General features: G+C 55.3%; 15 protein-coding genes and 1 tRNA gene. 10 read left to right on the plus strand and 6 right to left on the minus strand.

Annotated elements, in window-relative coordinates:
* Nucleotides 1–47: 47 nt before the first annotated feature.
* From ypdK to AC3WS9_RS06720, 4 genes are all read right to left on the minus strand, one after another.
* Nucleotides 48–119: a membrane protein YpdK gene (gene ypdK / locus AC3WS9_RS06705; RefSeq protein ID WP_099458937.1), complete on the minus strand. Its 72-nt coding sequence runs from the start codon at nt 117–119 to the stop codon at nt 48–50.
* Nucleotides 120–474: 355 nt separating this feature from the next.
* Nucleotides 475–1,395, minus strand: a complete 921-nt coding sequence (gene lpxP, locus AC3WS9_RS06710; RefSeq protein ID WP_285150128.1) for a kdo(2)-lipid IV(A) palmitoleoyltransferase — start codon at nt 1,393–1,395, stop codon at nt 475–477.
* Nucleotides 1,396–1,682: 287 nt separating this feature from the next.
* A tRNA-Arg gene (locus tag AC3WS9_RS06715) sits at nt 1,683–1,754 on the minus strand.
* 75 nt (nt 1,755–1,829) lie between these two features.
* The gene (locus tag AC3WS9_RS06720; protein ID WP_285154289.1) at nt 1,830–2,771 is read right to left on the minus strand and encodes a formate/nitrite transporter family protein; all 942 of its coding nucleotides are present in this window, start codon (nt 2,769–2,771) and stop codon (nt 1,830–1,832) included.
* A gap of 316 nt (nt 2,772–3,087) precedes the next feature.
* Between AC3WS9_RS06720 and mlaA the strand changes: the two genes are divergently transcribed.
* Nucleotides 3,088–3,840: a phospholipid-binding lipoprotein MlaA gene (mlaA, locus tag AC3WS9_RS06725; RefSeq protein WP_282493693.1), complete on the plus strand. Its 753-nt coding sequence runs from the start codon at nt 3,088–3,090 to the stop codon at nt 3,838–3,840.
* Between the two features lie 45 nt (nt 3,841–3,885).
* On the opposite strand, the gene fadL is transcribed toward mlaA, so the two are convergent.
* Nucleotides 3,886–5,169, minus strand: coding sequence for a long-chain fatty acid transporter FadL (gene fadL, locus AC3WS9_RS06730; RefSeq protein ID WP_282493692.1), 1,284 nt, complete (start codon nt 5,167–5,169; stop codon nt 3,886–3,888).
* 374 nt (nt 5,170–5,543) lie between these two features.
* On the opposite strand from fadL, the gene AC3WS9_RS06735 reads away from it, so the two are divergent.
* The 4 genes from AC3WS9_RS06735 to sixA all read left to right on the plus strand — a co-directional run bounded on the left by AC3WS9_RS06735 (nt 5,544) and on the right by sixA (nt 10,220).
* Entirely contained in the window at nt 5,544–5,828 is a 285-nt protein-coding gene (locus AC3WS9_RS06735) for a YfcZ/YiiS family protein (protein WP_282493691.1), read from the plus strand.
* Between the two features lie 239 nt (nt 5,829–6,067).
* The gene (gene fadI / locus AC3WS9_RS06740) at nt 6,068–7,378 is read left to right on the plus strand and encodes an acetyl-CoA C-acyltransferase FadI (RefSeq protein WP_492487440.1); all 1,311 of its coding nucleotides are present in this window, start codon (nt 6,068–6,070) and stop codon (nt 7,376–7,378) included.
* A complete protein-coding gene (gene fadJ, locus AC3WS9_RS06745) occupies nt 7,378–9,525 on the plus strand; it encodes a fatty acid oxidation complex subunit alpha FadJ (RefSeq protein ID WP_492487442.1) in 2,148 nt (715 codons plus the stop codon). Before fadI ends, fadJ begins: the two co-directional genes overlap by 1 nt.
* 209 nt (nt 9,526–9,734) lie before the next feature.
* Nucleotides 9,735–10,220, plus strand: coding sequence for a phosphohistidine phosphatase SixA (gene sixA / locus AC3WS9_RS06750; RefSeq protein ID WP_282493688.1), 486 nt, complete (start codon nt 9,735–9,737; stop codon nt 10,218–10,220).
* Nucleotides 10,221–10,265: 45 nt separating this feature from the next.
* Here the strand turns inward: sixA and smrB are convergent, their stop codons facing one another.
* Nucleotides 10,266–10,817, minus strand: a complete 552-nt coding sequence (gene smrB, locus AC3WS9_RS06755; protein ID WP_282493687.1) for an endonuclease SmrB — start codon at nt 10,815–10,817, stop codon at nt 10,266–10,268.
* Nucleotides 10,818–10,974: 157 nt separating this feature from the next.
* Here smrB and prmB point away from each other — a divergent pair, with 157 nt between their 5' ends.
* The 5 genes from prmB to AC3WS9_RS06780 all read left to right on the plus strand — a co-directional run bounded on the left by prmB (nt 10,975) and on the right by AC3WS9_RS06780 (nt 15,238).
* On the plus strand, nt 10,975–11,907 hold the full coding sequence (gene prmB, locus AC3WS9_RS06760) for a 50S ribosomal protein L3 N(5)-glutamine methyltransferase (RefSeq protein ID WP_285146804.1): 933 nt from the start codon (nt 10,975–10,977) through the stop codon (nt 11,905–11,907).
* A gap of 61 nt (nt 11,908–11,968) precedes the next feature.
* The gene (aroC, locus tag AC3WS9_RS06765; protein ID WP_285146802.1) at nt 11,969–13,054 is read left to right on the plus strand and encodes a chorismate synthase; all 1,086 of its coding nucleotides are present in this window, start codon (nt 11,969–11,971) and stop codon (nt 13,052–13,054) included.
* Between the two features lie 2 nt (nt 13,055–13,056).
* On the plus strand, nt 13,057–13,881 hold the full coding sequence (gene mepA, locus AC3WS9_RS06770) for a penicillin-insensitive murein endopeptidase (protein WP_282493684.1): 825 nt from the start codon (nt 13,057–13,059) through the stop codon (nt 13,879–13,881).
* Nucleotides 13,881–14,690 carry a sulfite exporter TauE/SafE family protein gene (locus tag AC3WS9_RS06775; RefSeq protein ID WP_282493683.1) on the plus strand — a complete coding sequence of 270 codons (810 nt, stop codon included), beginning with the start codon at nt 13,881–13,883 and terminating at the stop codon, nt 14,688–14,690. Before mepA ends, AC3WS9_RS06775 begins: the two co-directional genes overlap by 1 nt.
* Nucleotides 14,690–15,238, plus strand: a complete 549-nt coding sequence (locus AC3WS9_RS06780) for an elongation factor P hydroxylase (protein ID WP_282493682.1) — start codon at nt 14,690–14,692, stop codon at nt 15,236–15,238. Before AC3WS9_RS06775 ends, AC3WS9_RS06780 begins: the two co-directional genes overlap by 1 nt.
* Nucleotides 15,239–15,242: the final 4 nt, after the last annotated feature.

Genomic DNA, 15,242 nt, shown 5'->3' on the forward strand with positions numbered 1-15,242 from the left:
AAACAGGAGCCGATTGGCTCCTGTTTTTTTAACTGTATTTTCTTCGCTCAGATCATCAGGGCAAAGGTTCCGGCCCAGACTAATACAATCACCGAAATGCCCATAAAGAAATATTTCACGTTCATCGCTCCGCGCATCAAAGATACGCCTTAAAAAACAGAGTCCAACTGAGTATAGAGAGTTGAAATCAGACCCTGGCGGAAATAAGAATTATCCCGCGAGCTCGCTGACTCCAGCTCAGAATTCTGTGCGTTCCCATTGCCAGACGGCGCTAATGTACGCCTAAATTTGGGGGGTGACAAGAGGCATTTTTTTGTATCATTTCCGTAACTTACGAGTGTCGTGGAACGGAGACAGTTTAATTTCGCAGCGGAATAAATTGCGTTGAGCGAAGGGGTAAATGGACAGTAACGGCGGGTGATTACAGGTGATTGAAAAGGTTAGTTTCCTGGAGAAACTAACCTGATAAAAGGACTAAATATAGAGAGACGACTCGCCGACCGGGCGGGTCTTAAAGCGACGATGCACCCACAGATACTGTTCCGGCGCGCGCATGATTTCGCTCTCAATCACTTTGTTGATGTAAGTCGCGGCTTCGCGCTCGTCCTGTGGGTAATTATGCAGTTCTGGCGAGATAAACAGACGATAGCCCGACTTATCGGCTTTTCTGACCATAGTGACGGTCAGCATGGGCGCACCGGACAGGCGGGAAATCACAAAGGTGCCGTTAGTGGTGGCGACGTCCCTGACCGCGAAGAAGGGGGCAAAACTGCTGCCTTTCCGTCCATAATCTTGATCGGGCGCGAACCACACCGCTTCGCCTTTCTTCAGGGCATTGACCAGACCGCGCAGATTGTTACGGCTGATCATCGCTTTGTTCGAGCGCATACGTCCGCGCGTCTGCACCCATTCCATCAGCAAATTATTGTGCGGGCGATACGTTGCCATCATCGGCTGACACAGGCCCATTACGCGCCCGCCCAGCTCCAGCGACATAAAATGCACGCCGATGACCATCACGCCGCGATTCTGCGCTTGTACCTGCTGGAGGTTTTCCAGGCCTTCGACGTCGAACCATTTGCGCACGCGCTCGTCCGGCCAGAACCAGGCCATACCGGTTTCCAGCAGCGCCATGCCAATGGATTTGAAATTCTCGGCGATCAGCTTGTCGCGCTGCTCGTCGCTGTAATGAGGGAAGCACAGTTCCAGATTGCGGCGGGCAATGGATTCACGACGTTTCAGAAAGAGACGGGAAGCGCTGCCTAAACTTGAACCCAGTACTTGTATTGCGGGATAAGGCAATTGAACGAGCAACCAGAGCAGGCCAAGGCCAAACCAGGTGAGCCAGTAACGTGGGTGGAGAAATGCACGTTCGAATTTGCATTGAGACAAAATTGTGGACCTATATAAAGCCAGAGAAGGTAGCGCAAAGGTTGCGATACTACGTGCTGATTTAGACCGTCGTTCAGGGCGATGGTTTCAGGCCTTACCCAACTTTACGGCGCTGCCTGTCCACTGCCGGGACAAGGCGGGCTGCGTAGATTATCACCCTTATACACTCTGTGCTATGACTTGTTTTCTCGGGAAAATTGTCCGCAGCGAAAAGGTCCACTATCCGGGTTTTCTTGGGGATTAAAAAGATGATTGTGGGTGTTTCGATGGGGTTAACAATTCGCTGAAAGTGTCCCCTGCAGGAATCGAACCTGCAACTAGCCCTTAGGAGGGGCTCGTTATATCCATTTAACTAAGGGGACGAAGCGGCACGAGTATAGCCTCATTTACACAGGGCGTTAAGCTCGATGCCGCCTGACTGCTTAAAGAGTCGCCATTTAGTGCGTTTTTTCTGGATCCTCATCCTTGTTTTGTCGGGCTTTTTCCTTTTCCTTCAGCTCGGCCTTGCGCTTGTTCGACATATCGTTGCGGATTTGCGCATGGCTCAGCAGGGCGAAGATAAAGGTCCCGCCGCAGATATTCCCCGCCAGCGTCGGCAGGGCGAACGGCCAGAAGAAATCACTCCAGTGCTGGGTGCCGTTAAACACCAGATAAAGCACTTCCACGGTGCCGACGACGATATGGGTGGTGTCAGCCAGCGCAATCAGCCAGGTCATCAGGATAATCACCACGATTTTGGCCGCGCCAGCAGAGGGGAACATCCACACCATAGTGGCTATGATCCAGCCTGAGATAATGGCGTTAGAGAACATTTCCAGCGGGGTATTCTTCATGATGTCCATCCCGATTTTGACGAACGCATCGCGGGTCGGCTCATCAAAGATCGGCATGTATTCGAACGCCCAGGCGGCGACGCCCGTGCCGATGAGGTTCCCCAGCAGCACCACACTCCACAGGCGCATCAGCAGCCCGAAATTGCCCCAGGTCGGGGTTTGCATGACGGGCAGCACCGCCGTCACGGTGTTTTCCGTGAACAGCTGCTGGCGCGCCATAATGACGATCACGAAGCCAAAGGTGTAGCCCAGGTTCTCAATCAGAAATCCGCCCGGCACGCCTTCCAACTGGACATGAAAAATCCCTTTCGCCAGCAGTGAGGCCCCCATCGACAGCCCGGCGGCAATGGCTGACCAGAGCAGGGCCATCGCATCTCGCTCGAGCTCTTTTTCGCCGTCCTGGCGGATATGTTCGTGGATCGCCATCGCCCGGGAGGGGAGACGGTCTTCGTCGACTTCGATTTTGCCTCCGTGCTGTTTCTCATCGCTTTCCACTTCCAGTTCATCGGTGTGTTTATCAATTTTTTCTGCGTGTAGTTCGTCCATCGGGCACGTCTCGCTGCGTTGTCATAACAGTAATCGTAGCGGTTTTCCGGACATTGCCCGTGGGGATGCTCTTATTTTCCCTGGAATGGCAATAAACGTGATACATCACATTCAGACACAAGATAAAATTACCGACGAAAAGAAAGGTAAAGCCAGGCTATGCTGAGATCAGAGTGATGGCAGATGACTGCCCGTCATTGTGTGCGTGGACATCCAGAAACGTGCTGTTACAATCACTTGCACGATAATCAGCGGAGCGTCAGGCGCTTCGTAACGGATGGCAGTCAACGATAGCCATACTAACAGGGAGAAATATATGAAACTTCGGCTGTCGGCGCTTGCGCTGGGCACCACGCTGCTCGTGGGCTGTGCCAGCTCGGGCGAGCAAACGGGGCGCTCCGATCCTTTAGAAGGATTCAACCGATCCATGTATAGCTTTAACTACAACGTGCTGGACCCGTACGTGGTCCGCCCGGTAGCTGTGGCATGGCGTGATTACGTTCCGCAACCTGCTCGCAATGGTCTGAGCAACTTCACCAGCAACCTGGAAGAGCCTGCCGTCATGGTGAACTTCTTCCTGCAGGGCGACCCGTATCAGGGGATGGTGCATTTCACCCGCTTCTTCCTGAACAGCCTGTTAGGGATGGGTGGCTTTATCGACGTGGCGGGCATGGCGAATCCGAAGTTGCAGCGTGAACAGCCGCACCGCTTCGGTAGTACGCTGGGTAATTATGGCGTGGGTTATGGCCCGTATATGCATCTGCCATTCTACGGAAGCTTTACCGTCCGTGATGACGGGGGTGACATGGTCGATACCCTTTATCCGGTGCTGTCGTGGCTGACCTGGCCGCTGTCGATCGGTAAATGGACCGTCGAAGGGATTGAGACGCGTGCTCAGCTGCTGGATTCAGACGGCCTGCTGCGTCAGTCTTCCGACCCGTACATTATGGTCCGCGAAGCTTACTTCCAGAATCATGACTTCATCGCCAACGGCGGCAAGCTGAAACCGGAAGATAATCCGAACGCCAAAGCCATCGAGAATGAGCTTTCTGAGATAGATAAAGAATAAAAGAAAAAGGTGAGCAAATGCTCACCTTTTTTAATGACGACGCGATTAGAACGCGTAGTTGAAGTTCATGCCATACAGCCAGGCTTTCCCTTCAGAAGTAAACTTATACGGGCCTTCCTGGAAGGTCACTTTCTGCCCGTGCATGTAAGAAATACCTGCATCGACGGAAGCATCTTTATTGAACGCGTAAGTGGCACCTGCGCTCAGCCAGAAGCGGTCCTGATCCGGGATAGAGATAGAACGTTTGTCAGCCGGAACCGGGCTATCATCAAATGCGATACCGGTACGGAACGTCCAGCTGTCATCCATATAGTAGGTCGTACCCAGCGCGATACGGTAGGCATCTTTGAAGCTTTCGTCTTTGTAGAACAGCGTCTGACCATTGCTTCCGGTCGCTTTCAGCTCCTGGAACTGGCTCCAGCTGGTGTAAGCCAGGCTGTAGTGAACCGCCCACTGTGGCGCAACGCGGTTATAACCGGACACTTCCCACATTTCTGGCAGATGCAGCGTGAGTGAGCCAGGGATAGTTTGACCAGAGGTGCCCCACGGAATAGTGGTGCCCGCGCCTGGTACCATGCCATTCACTGGTGACAGGATGCCGCTCTTATAATCGCCGTCGAAGTCAATTTTCACTTCTGAACGGTAGGTGAAGCCCCAACGGTTGTTTTTGTCCAGCTCATACAGGATACCCGCGTTCCAGCCGTAGCCCCACTCATCACCCTTCAGGCTGGCGATTTTGTTGCTGTTTTTCGGCAGTGCGGCAGTTTGTTCACCCGCGTAACGTTCGATCTTCGCATCAGCGTAGACGGCGTCAAAGCCCAGACCGAAGCTCCAGCTGTCGTTCAGACGGTAAGCGCCGCTCAGGTTCAGGTTAACGGTGGTCAGATCGGTTTTACCGGCGTACTCACCTGCTGGATAGTTGGTATTAAATTCAGTGGCCAGCCCGTAGTTAGAGGTCACCGAAGCGCCCCAGCCGAACTGGTCATTAATAGGTGCGACAAAGTGCAGGTTTGGAACCCATGCCGTTGGGGCGATGTTATCTGCTTTCAGGCTGGCTCCAGTGAATGGAGAATTACCGGAGACATTCACGTCTGGATCGATGAAGACCGCACCCGCAGAGAAGGTAGGGCGATCAAACATAGTGATCAGCGCCGGGTTACGGCTCACGTTGCCTGCGTCATCGGCAATAGCGCCTTCCCCGGAATATGCACGGCCAAGGCCAGAGGAAGAAAATTCGTTAAGCTGGAAGCCCGCGGACCAGGCGGACGTTGATACGATTGCCACTGCGACTGCCAGCGCAGTCTTTTTGAACAGGGTTTTCTGGCTCATGACCATAACCTCATTGAGTTATTTTTATGCAATATATGTTACATAGAGTAACAGGAGCGCGAAGTGTAGGGTCTGTGGTAACACTTAGAAATCAGACCAGTGGCGAGAGTATAGGTCGGACCAGATGGGATGTTGCAAGTTTGTTTCTGAAGTTTTTCAAAGATGTTTTTTGAAACGAGATCCAGGTGGCAAAAATGCGACCACCGGCACTCACCATAAAGGGTGATTTTTGCGTTAGATCATTTTTTAGTGTGATAACGGTCACTTATCCCCGTTTGCGCCATTAACGGCTGGAGAGACCTTCAGCCAGGGCGTAAAATATCAGCAACGTATTTATCTCGCGCCGTGCGCGAAAACGCAGAGGAACTTGAGCTATGAGTAAATGCAGTGCTGATGAAACCCCGGTTTGCTGCTGTATGGATGTCGGTACCATCATGGATAACACCGATTGCACCGCGTCTTACAGCCGTGTATTTAGCAAACGTTCGGATGCTGAAGAGACCTTGACCGCGTTGACCAAACGCGCGCGTGACGTGGAATCCGATCCGTGTGAAATCAAATCTTCCCTCACGGAAGTGGACGGTGGCGTGAAGCTCGACATCGATTTCGTTTTTGCGTGTGAAGCTGAAACACTGATCTTCCAGCTCGGGTTGCGTTAATTTTGTGCCCGGCGGCGCTTCGCTTGAACGGGCCTACGGTTTTGTAGGTCGGGTAAGGCGAAGCGCCACCCGACAAAAACCACCTCAAATGCCCCTGCCTGCGCCGGGGCATTTTCTTTTCTTCTCTGTGTCTTACCTCGCAATTTTTCGCTTCCCCGATTGGCTCAATGTAAAAATATGGTTAAAACTGTTATCAGGTCAGACCACTTTGAGCATCAGGTTATTTACAGGGGACTGTTATGAGTCAGGCATTACCGCTCGTCACCCGTCAGGGTGATCGCATTGCCATTGTCAGTGGATTGCGTACTCCGTTTGCACGTCAGGCGACGGCATTTCACGGAATACCGGCTGTCGATCTGGGGAAAATGGTAGTGGGGGAGATGCTGGCACGCAGCGAAATACCCCCTGAGGTCATTGAACAGCTGGTATTTGGGCAGGTGGTTCAAATGCCCGAAGCGCCCAACATCGCCCGCGAAATCGTGCTAGGCACCGGAATGAACGTCCATACGGACGCCTACAGCGTCAGCCGTGCCTGTGCGACCAGCTTCCAGGCCGTCGCTAACGTGGCGGAAAGTCTGATCACCGGGACTATTCGTGCGGGCATTGCGGGCGGGGCCGATTCTTCGTCTGTTCTGCCGATTGGCGTCAGCAAAAAGCTGGCCCGCGTGCTGGTGGACGTCAACAAAGCCCGCACCATGGGGCAGCGCCTCAAACTCTTTTCTCGTCTTCGCCTGCGCGATCTTGCGCCCGTCCCGCCTGCGGTTGCGGAATACTCTACCGGCCTGCGGATGGGCGATACCGCCGAGCAGATGGCGAAAACCTATGGCATTACCCGTGAGCAGCAGGATGCCCTGGCCCATCGTTCCCATCAGCGCGCGGCGCTGGCGTGGTCCGAGGGCAAACTCTCCAACGAAGTCATGACGGCCTACATCCCGCCGTTCCGTGAGCCTCTCGCCGAAGATAACAACATTCGTGGCAATTCGACGCTGGCGGATTATGCAAAATTACGCCCAGCATTCGACCGCAAACACGGAACCGTCACGGCGGCGAACAGCACGCCTCTGACCGACGGCGCGGCGGCGGTGATCCTGATGACCGAGTCCCGCGCCAAAGAGCTGGGGCTGGTCCCGCTGGGCTATCTGCGCAGCTACGCTTTCACCGCCATCGACGTCTGGCAGGACATGCTGCTGGGTCCGGCGTGGTCCACGCCGCTGGCGCTCGAACGCGCCGGATTAACGATGGCCGATTTAACACTGATCGATATGCACGAAGCCTTTGCGGCACAAACGCTGGCTAACCTGCAGCTGTTAGGTAGCGAACGCTTTGCCCGCGATGTACTGGGCCGCACCCATGCCACCGGTGAAGTGGATGAGAGCAAATTTAACGTGCTGGGCGGCTCCATTGCCTACGGCCACCCGTTTGCCGCCACCGGGGCACGCATGATTACGCAAACGCTACATGAACTTCGCCGTCGCGGCGGCGGTTTTGGTCTGGTCACCGCCTGTGCGGCGGGCGGTCTGGGCGCGGCGATGGTTCTGGAGGCTGAATAATGGAAACGACTTCCGCTTTTGACCTGAAGGTCCGTCTGGATAATATCGCCGTCGTCACCATCGACGTGCCGGGCGAGAAGATGAATACCCTGAAAGCCGAGTTCGGCGTTCAGGTGCGCGCGATCCTCAAGCAGATCCGCGAAAACAAAGAGATTCGCGGGCTGATTTTTATCTCCGCCAAGCCCGATAATTTTATCGCCGGTGCCGATATCAACATGATCGCCCGCGCCAGCAGTGCGCAGGAGGCGGAGCAGCTTGCCCGTCAGGGCCAGCAGATCATGGCGGAGATCCACGCCTTGCCGATCCCGGCGATCGCCGCGATCCACGGCGCTTGCCTCGGCGGTGGCCTGGAGCTGGCGCTGGCGTGTCACAGCCGTATCTGTACGGATGATGCGAAAACTGTCCTCGGTCTGCCGGAAGTGCAGCTCGGGCTGTTACCCGGCTCGGGTGGAACTCAGCGATTGCCGCGCCTGATTGGCGTAAGTACCGCGCTGGAGATGATTTTGACCGGGAAACAGCTTCGCCCTCGTCAGGCATTAAAGGCCGGACTGGTGGATGAAGTGGTTCCTCATTCCATTCTGCTGGAAGCGGCCGTTGAGCTGGCGTTAAAAGGGCGTCAGGCCAGTCGGCATCTGCCGGTCCGCGAGCGGGTTCTCGCGGGGCCGCTCGGGCGCGCTTTGCTCTTTAATATGGTCGGCAAAAAAACCGAACAAAAGACCAAAGGCAACTACCCGGCGACCAAACGTATTCTTGAGGTGATTGAAACCGGTCTGTCGCAGGGCAGCAGCAGCGGCTATGCGGCGGAAGCCAAAGCCTTTGGTGAGCTGGCGATGACGCCTCAGTCGAAGGCGCTGCGCAGCATCTTCTTTGCCAGCACCGACGTGAAAAAAGATCCCGGAAGCGAGGCCTCACCGGCACCGCTCAACTCTGTTGGCGTGCTGGGCGGGGGATTGATGGGCGGCGGCATCGCTTTTGTTACAGCCAGCAAAGGCAAATTGCCTGTGCGAATCAAAGATATCAATCTGAAAGGCATTAACCACGCCCTGCAATACAGCTGGCAGCTCCTTGATCAAAAGGTCAAACGCCGCCATATCAAAGCCAGTGAGCGCGACAGAGAGCTGGCGCTGATTTCAGGGACCACCGACTACAGCGGTTTTCAGCATCGCGACGTGGTGATTGAAGCCGTGTTTGAAGATCTGGGCCTTAAACAGCAGATGGTCGCGGAAGTGGAGCAACATTGTGCCCCGCACACCATTTTTGCCTCGAATACCTCGTCGCTGCCGATTGGTGATATTGCGGCCAAAGCCGCGCGGCCTGAGCAGGTGATCGGTCTGCACTTCTTTAGTCCGGTGGAAAAAATGCCGCTGGTGGAGGTCATTCCGCATGCCTCAACCAGCGCACAAACGGTGGCTACGGTAGTCAAGCTGGCTAAACGGCAGGGCAAAACGCCGATTGTGGTGGCGGACAAAGCCGGGTTTTACGTCAACCGGATCCTTGCGCCTTATATCAACGAGGCGATGAGCCTCCTGACCGAAGGCGAGAAGATCGATCATATCGACGAAGCCTTAGTGAAGTTTGGTTTTCCGGTGGGGCCAATCCAACTTTTGGATGAGGTTGGAATAGACACAGGCACTAAAATTATACCTGTGCTGGAAGCTGCTTATGGAGAACGTTTTAGCCCACCTGCAAACATTGTTTCTGTGATCTTGAACGACGATCGCAAAGGCAGAAAAAATGGACGTGGCTTCTATCTTTACGCAGTTAAAGGGCGTAAAAGCAAGAAACAGGTCGACCCCTCGGTTTATGGGCTTATTCACGCTTCCGGCCAGGGGAAACTATCAGCGCAGCAGTGTGCTGAGCGCTGCGTCATGATGATGCTCAACGAAGCGGCTCGCTGTTATGACGAGCAGGTCGTTAAAAGTGCGCGAGACGGCGATATTGGCGCCGTGTTTGGCATCGGTTTTCCACCTTTCCTGGGTGGCCCGTTCCGCTATATGGATAGTCTGGGCGCGGGTGAAGTGGTGGCAATATTGCAGCGTCTGGCATCGCTTTATGGTCCACGGTTTACCCCGTGCGAACCTTTAGTGCGGATGGCAGAAAATAACCTGCACTTTTGGCCGAAAGAGGAAACTGACCTCGTAACTTAAGGTCCAACAAGAGTATATCCAGCGGTGAATGAACCTGTTTTGGCGAATTTGTAAACAGATATTGACTATACTTACGCCATTAAGGTAAAAAACAGCGTTTCATTCATCAGATGGATCAGGCACAATGCCCGGCCATCGGGTTTTCTACCTTTTTGCAGTTTTCGCGGGTAGTCAACGCCGGTGATCCTGGTTAACAAAAGCGGTGCAATATGCAAGTTTTTATCATGCGTCACGGCGACGCGGCACTCGATGCTGCCAGTGACTCTGTTCGTCCTTTGACAACCTGTGGCTGTGACGAATCCCGTCAAATGGCGACCTGGCTCAAAGGCCAAAAAGTGGATATCGATCGTGTGCTGGTGAGTCCGTTCCTGCGGGCCGAACAGACGCTGGATGTGGTGGGGGAGTGTATGAACCTGCCGAAAAGCGTCGATGTTCTTCCCGAGCTCACACCCTGTGGGGATGTGGGTCTTGTCAGCGCGTATCTTCAGGCGCTGAGCAACGAAGGTGTCTCTTCTGCACTGGTGATTTCACATCTGCCGCTGGTCGGCTACCTGGTGTCTGAACTCTGCCCTGGCGAAACGCCTCCGATGTTCACCACCTCCGCGATTGCCAACGTCACCCTCGACGACGCCGGCAAAGGGGTATTCAACTGGCAAATGAGTCCGTGCAATCTGAAGATGGCAAAAGCTATCTGATGTGACGAATGTTCTGGCGGGTAGCCTGTGCCACCCGCCTGCCTGTCAGGGCAGCTCCGGTGGCTGCCACTCTTCCACTTCAATCAACACCAGCAGCGCGGCATCTCCGCCGTACTCTTTTGGCGCCTGATGGAAAGCCATCACATGTGGATGCTGAGCCAGCCACAGCGGCGTTTGTTGTTTGAGAATATGCTTCCCGTGGCCGTGCATCACACAGGTGCAAAACACGTGCTCGCGACGACAGGCCGCAATCAGCGCACCCAGTTCCTGCTTCGCCTGCATCTGCGTCAGACCGTGCAGATCGAGAAACAGCTCCGGCGAATAATCCCCGCGACGTAACTTTTTCAGCTCAAAGTGGCTGACATCTTCCCGCACATATTTCACTGCGCCTTGCGTGTTCAGCAGCGGCTGAAATTCGTCTGAAAAATAGTGGCTGTTATCGGCCTGTTCCTGCAGCAGCCGTTTCACCGGGACTTCGCTGACTTTTTTGCGGATCGGTCGATGGACAATGGTGTCCTGAGTGATTTTGCGCGTCCCGCTCATCAACTGGCGAAAGAGCGTCTGATCCTCCTCGCTAAGCGGCATTTTCTTTTTCATTAGTCCGTCTCATCTCTTATTTCCCTTAGTTTACCTGAGGGAGGCGCAAGCAAAACGCATTTTTTCACCTATCTCACCCCGTCACAATGCTGATTTATCGCCGTCTTCATGGCAAACTAGCCGCCGAAAATTATGCAAGCATGCCCTGGAGAGAATAATGGATAAAATATTTGTCGATGAAGCAGTAAACGAACTGCACACCATTCAGGACATGTTGCGTTGGTCCGTCAGCCGCTTTAGCGCCGCCAATATCTGGTACGGACACGGGACGGACAACCCATGGGATGAGGCGGTTCAACTGGTACTGCCATCCCTGTATCTGCCGCTGGATATTCCTGAAGACATGCGCACCGCGCGTCTGACCTCCAGCGAGAAACACCGCATCGTTGAGCGCGTGATTCGCCGCGTTAACGAGCGCATCCCGGTCGCTTATCTGACCAATAAAGCCTGGTTCTGCGGCCACGAATTCTACGTTGATGAACGCGTGCTGGTGCCGCGCTCTCCAATTGGTGAGCTGATCAATAATCACTTTGCGGGCCTGATCGACCATCAGCCGCAGCACATTCTGGATATGTGTACCGGCAGCGGCTGCATCGCGATTGCCTGCGCGTACGCCTTCCCGGAAGCAGAAGTCGATGCGGTGGATATCTCCACCGATGCGCTGGCCGTCACCGAACACAACATCGAAGAGCACGGCCTGATTCACCACGTGACGCCGATTCGCTCTGACCTGTTCCGCGACCTGCCAAAACTGCAATACGACCTGATCGTCACCAACCCGCCGTACGTTGACGCGGAAGATATGTCCGATCTGCCGAACGAATATCGCCACGAACCGGAACTCGGCCTGGCGTCCGGCTCGGACGGCCTGAAGCTGACGCGCCGCATCCTGGCCTGCGCGCCGGATTATCTGACCGACAACGGCATTCTGATTTGTGAAGTCGGTAACAGCATGGTACATCTGATGGAGCAGTACCCGGACGTGCCGTTCACCTGGCTTGAATTCGACAACGGTGGCGAAGGCGTCTTCATGCTGACCAAAGCGCAGCTCATTGCGGCGCGCGAACACTTCAGCATCTACAAAGATTAATCCAACGGGCTGCGGCCCGTTTCACATCGCTCAAACACAGAACAACGACAACGGAGCCGTGATGGCAGGAAACAGTATTGGACAATTATTCCGTGTAACCACTTTCGGTGAGTCTCACGGCCTGGCGCTGGGTTGCATCGTGGACGGTGTCCCGCCTGGCATCGAACTGACCGAAGCCGATTTACAGCACGATCTCGATCGCCGCCGTCCGGGCACTTCGCGCTACACCACGCAGCGTCGCGAGCCAGATAGCGTCAAGATCCTCTCCGGCGTCTTCGAAGGCCGCACCACCGGCACCAGCATCGGTCTGCTGATTGAAAATACCGATCAGCGCTCGCAAGACTACGGCGCCATCAAAGACGTTTTCCGTCCGGGTCATGCCGATTACACCTACGAACAAAAATACGGTTTCCGCGACTATCGCGGCGGCGGACGCTCTTCGGCGCGTGAAACCGCCATGCGCGTGGCCGCAGGCGCTATCGCCAAAAAATATCTGGCGCAAAAATTCGGCATCGTGATCCGCGGCTGCCTGACCCAGATGGGCGACATTCCGCTGGCGATCAAAGACTGGGATCTGGTCGAGCAGAACCCGTTCTTCTGCGCGGATGCCGACAAAATTGACGCGCTGGACGAACTGATGCGCGGCCTGAAAAAAGAGGGCGACTCCATCGGCGCGAAAGTGACCGTGGTGGCAGACGGCGTTCCTCCGGGCCTCGGCGAGCCGGTCTTCGATCGTCTGGATGCGGACATCGCCCACGCGATGATGAGCATCAATGCGGTGAAGGGCGTTGAAATTGGCGACGGTTTTGACGTCGTCGCCCTGCGCGGCAGCCAGAATCGCGATGAAATCACGAAAGACGGTTTCCAGAGCAACCACGCGGGCGGCATTCTGGGCGGCATCAGCAGCGGTCAGCAAATTGTGACCAACATTGCGCTGAAACCGACTTCCAGCATTACCGTCCCTGGGCGCACCATTAATCGCTCTGGCGAAGAAGTTGAGATGATCACCAAAGGGCGTCACGATCCTTGTGTCGGGATCCGCGCGGTGCCGATCGCAGAAGCGATGCTGGCGATTGTGCTGATGGATCATTTCCTGCGCCAGCGCGCGCAGAATGCGGACGTGACGGCCCCTCTTCCACGCTGGTAAACATGAAAAAAACCGCTATTGCTCTGCTGGCCCTGCTCGCCAGTGGAGCCAGTCTGGCAGCCACCCCGTGGCAAAAAATTACCCATCCGATCGCGGGCAGCGCCCAGTCGATCGGCGCGTTTGCCAACGGCTGTATCGTTGGCGCGCAGGATTTACCGCTGCAGTCTGATACCTATCAGGTGATGCGCACCGACCAGCGTCGTTACTTTGGCCATCCGGATCTGGTGCTGTTTATCCAGCGTCTGGGTAACCAGGTGCACAACCTGGGGCTCGGGACGATGCTGATTGGCGATATGGGGATGCCAGCAGGAGGCCGATTTAATGGCGGTCACGCCAGCCATCAGTCGGGGCTGGATGTTGATATCTTCCTGCAACTGCCGAAAACACGCTGGAGTTCGTCGCAATTGCTGAAACCGCAGGCGCTGGATCTCGTCGCGCGCGATGGCAAAAGTGTGGTGCCATCTCTGTGGTCGCCGGATGTCTCCAGCATGATCAAACTGGCGGCGAAGGATAACGACGTGACGCGCATCTTCGTGAACCCGGCGATAAAACAGCAGCTTTGTCTTGATGCCGGAACGGATCGCGACTGGCTGCGTAAAGTGCGTCCGTGGTTCCAGCATCGCGCGCATATGCACGTGCGTTTGCGCTGCCCGGCAAACAGCCTGGAGTGTGAGGATCAGCCGTTACCGCCGCCGGGAGATGGCTGCGGGGCCGAGCTGCAGAGCTGGTTTGAGCCAGCAAAACCTGGAACCACCAAGCCTGAGAAGAAGACACCGCCTCCGTTGCCGCCTTCCTGCCAGGCGCTACTGGATGAGCATGTACTTTAATGGATAATTTCGTCGATCTGTTTATGGTGTCACCGTGGCTGCTGGCGGTACTGTTCTTTGTTGCGATGCTGGCGGGTTTTATCGATGCGCTGGCGGGTGGGGGCGGTCTGCTGACGGTGCCTGCGCTGCTGGCCGCGGGCATGAGCCCGGCCCAGGCGCTGGCAACCAATAAGCTGCAGGCCTGCGGCGGTTCGCTCTCTGCGTCCATCTACTTTATTCGCCGCAAAGTCGTCAGCCTTGCCGATCAGAAACTCAATATTCTGATGACCTTCATCGGCTCGACCAGCGGCGCGCTGCTGGTCCAGCATGTGCAATCGGACATTTTGCGCCAGATTCTGCCGATCCTCGTCATCTGCATTGGCCTCTATTTTTTACTGATGCCAAAACTGGGGGAAGAGGACAGACAACGTCGTCTGCACGGCCTGCCGTTTGCCCTGATTGCCGGGGGCTGCGTCGGCTTTTACGATGGCTTCTTCGGCCCCGGTGCGGGTTCGTTCTATGCCCTGGCGTTTGTCACGCTGGCCGGTTTTAACCTTGCCAAATCCACTGCCCACGCGAAAGTGCTCAACGCCACCTCTAACCTTGGCGGTCTGCTGCTGTTTATCATTGGCGGGAAAGTGATTTGGGCGACCGGCTTTGTGATGATGGTCGGACAGTTTTTAGGCGCGCGCGTCGGCTCGCGTCTGGTATTGAGCAAAGGGCAGAAACTTATCCGTCCGATGATTGTGATTGTGTCGGCGGTGATGAGTGCCAAACTTCTTTATGACAGCCACGGACAGGAGATCCTCCACTGGTTGGGGATGAACTAATGAACAGTACGCATAAATACGAACAACTGATTGAGATCTTCGACGGCTGTTTTGCGGATGATTTTAATACCCGTCTGATTAAAGGCGACGACGAACCGATCTATCTTCCTGCTGATGCCGACGTGCCGTACAACCGGATCGTCTTTGCGCACGGCTTTTATGCCAGCGGTCTGCACGAGATATCCCACTGGTGTATCGCCGGGAAAGCGCGCCGCGAGCTGGTGGATTTCGGTTACTGGTACTGCCCGGACGGGCGTGATGCCACGACGCAAGGCCAGTTTGAGGACGTGGAAGTTAAACCCCAGGCCTTCGACTGGCTGTTCTGCGTGGCGGCCGGTTTTCCGTTCAACGTCAGCTGCGACAATCTCGAAGGGGATTGCGAGCCGGATCGCATTACCTTCCAGCGCCGCGTTCATGCGCAGGTGATGGAATATCTTGAGAAAGGCATCCCGGAGCGACCGGCGCGTTTCATCAAGGCACTACAGAATTATTACCACACGCCGGAATTCACGGCGGAACACTTCCCGTGGCCGGAAGATCTTAATTGAGGAA

The sequence above is a fragment of the Lelliottia sp. EB106-05-01-XG201 genome, assembly GCF_058791735.1.

What these genes read in the sequence shown, in the direction of transcription:
- AC3WS9_RS06720 (WP_285154289.1), bottom strand. Translation starts at nt 2,771, where the DNA reads ATGGACGAACTACACGCAGAAAAAATTGATAAACACACCGATGAACTG.
- mlaA (WP_282493693.1), top strand. Translation starts at nt 3,088, where the DNA reads ATGAAACTTCGGCTGTCGGCGCTTGCGCTGGGCACCACGCTGCTCGTG.
- fadL (WP_282493692.1), bottom strand. Translation starts at nt 5,169, where the DNA reads ATGAGCCAGAAAACCCTGTTCAAAAAGACTGCGCTGGCAGTCGCAGTG.
- AC3WS9_RS06735 (WP_282493691.1), top strand. Translation starts at nt 5,544, where the DNA reads ATGAGTAAATGCAGTGCTGATGAAACCCCGGTTTGCTGCTGTATGGAT.
- fadI (WP_492487440.1), top strand. Translation starts at nt 6,068, where the DNA reads ATGAGTCAGGCATTACCGCTCGTCACCCGTCAGGGTGATCGCATTGCC.
- fadJ (WP_492487442.1), top strand. Translation starts at nt 7,378, where the DNA reads ATGGAAACGACTTCCGCTTTTGACCTGAAGGTCCGTCTGGATAATATC.
- sixA (WP_282493688.1), top strand. Translation starts at nt 9,735, where the DNA reads ATGCAAGTTTTTATCATGCGTCACGGCGACGCGGCACTCGATGCTGCC.
- smrB (WP_282493687.1), bottom strand. Translation starts at nt 10,817, where the DNA reads ATGAAAAAGAAAATGCCGCTTAGCGAGGAGGATCAGACGCTCTTTCGC.
- prmB (WP_285146804.1), top strand. Translation starts at nt 10,975, where the DNA reads ATGGATAAAATATTTGTCGATGAAGCAGTAAACGAACTGCACACCATT.
- aroC (WP_285146802.1), top strand. Translation starts at nt 11,969, where the DNA reads ATGGCAGGAAACAGTATTGGACAATTATTCCGTGTAACCACTTTCGGT.
- mepA (WP_282493684.1), top strand. Translation starts at nt 13,057, where the DNA reads ATGAAAAAAACCGCTATTGCTCTGCTGGCCCTGCTCGCCAGTGGAGCC.
- AC3WS9_RS06775 (WP_282493683.1), top strand. Translation starts at nt 13,881, where the DNA reads ATGGATAATTTCGTCGATCTGTTTATGGTGTCACCGTGGCTGCTGGCG.
- AC3WS9_RS06780 (WP_282493682.1), top strand. Translation starts at nt 14,690, where the DNA reads ATGAACAGTACGCATAAATACGAACAACTGATTGAGATCTTCGACGGC.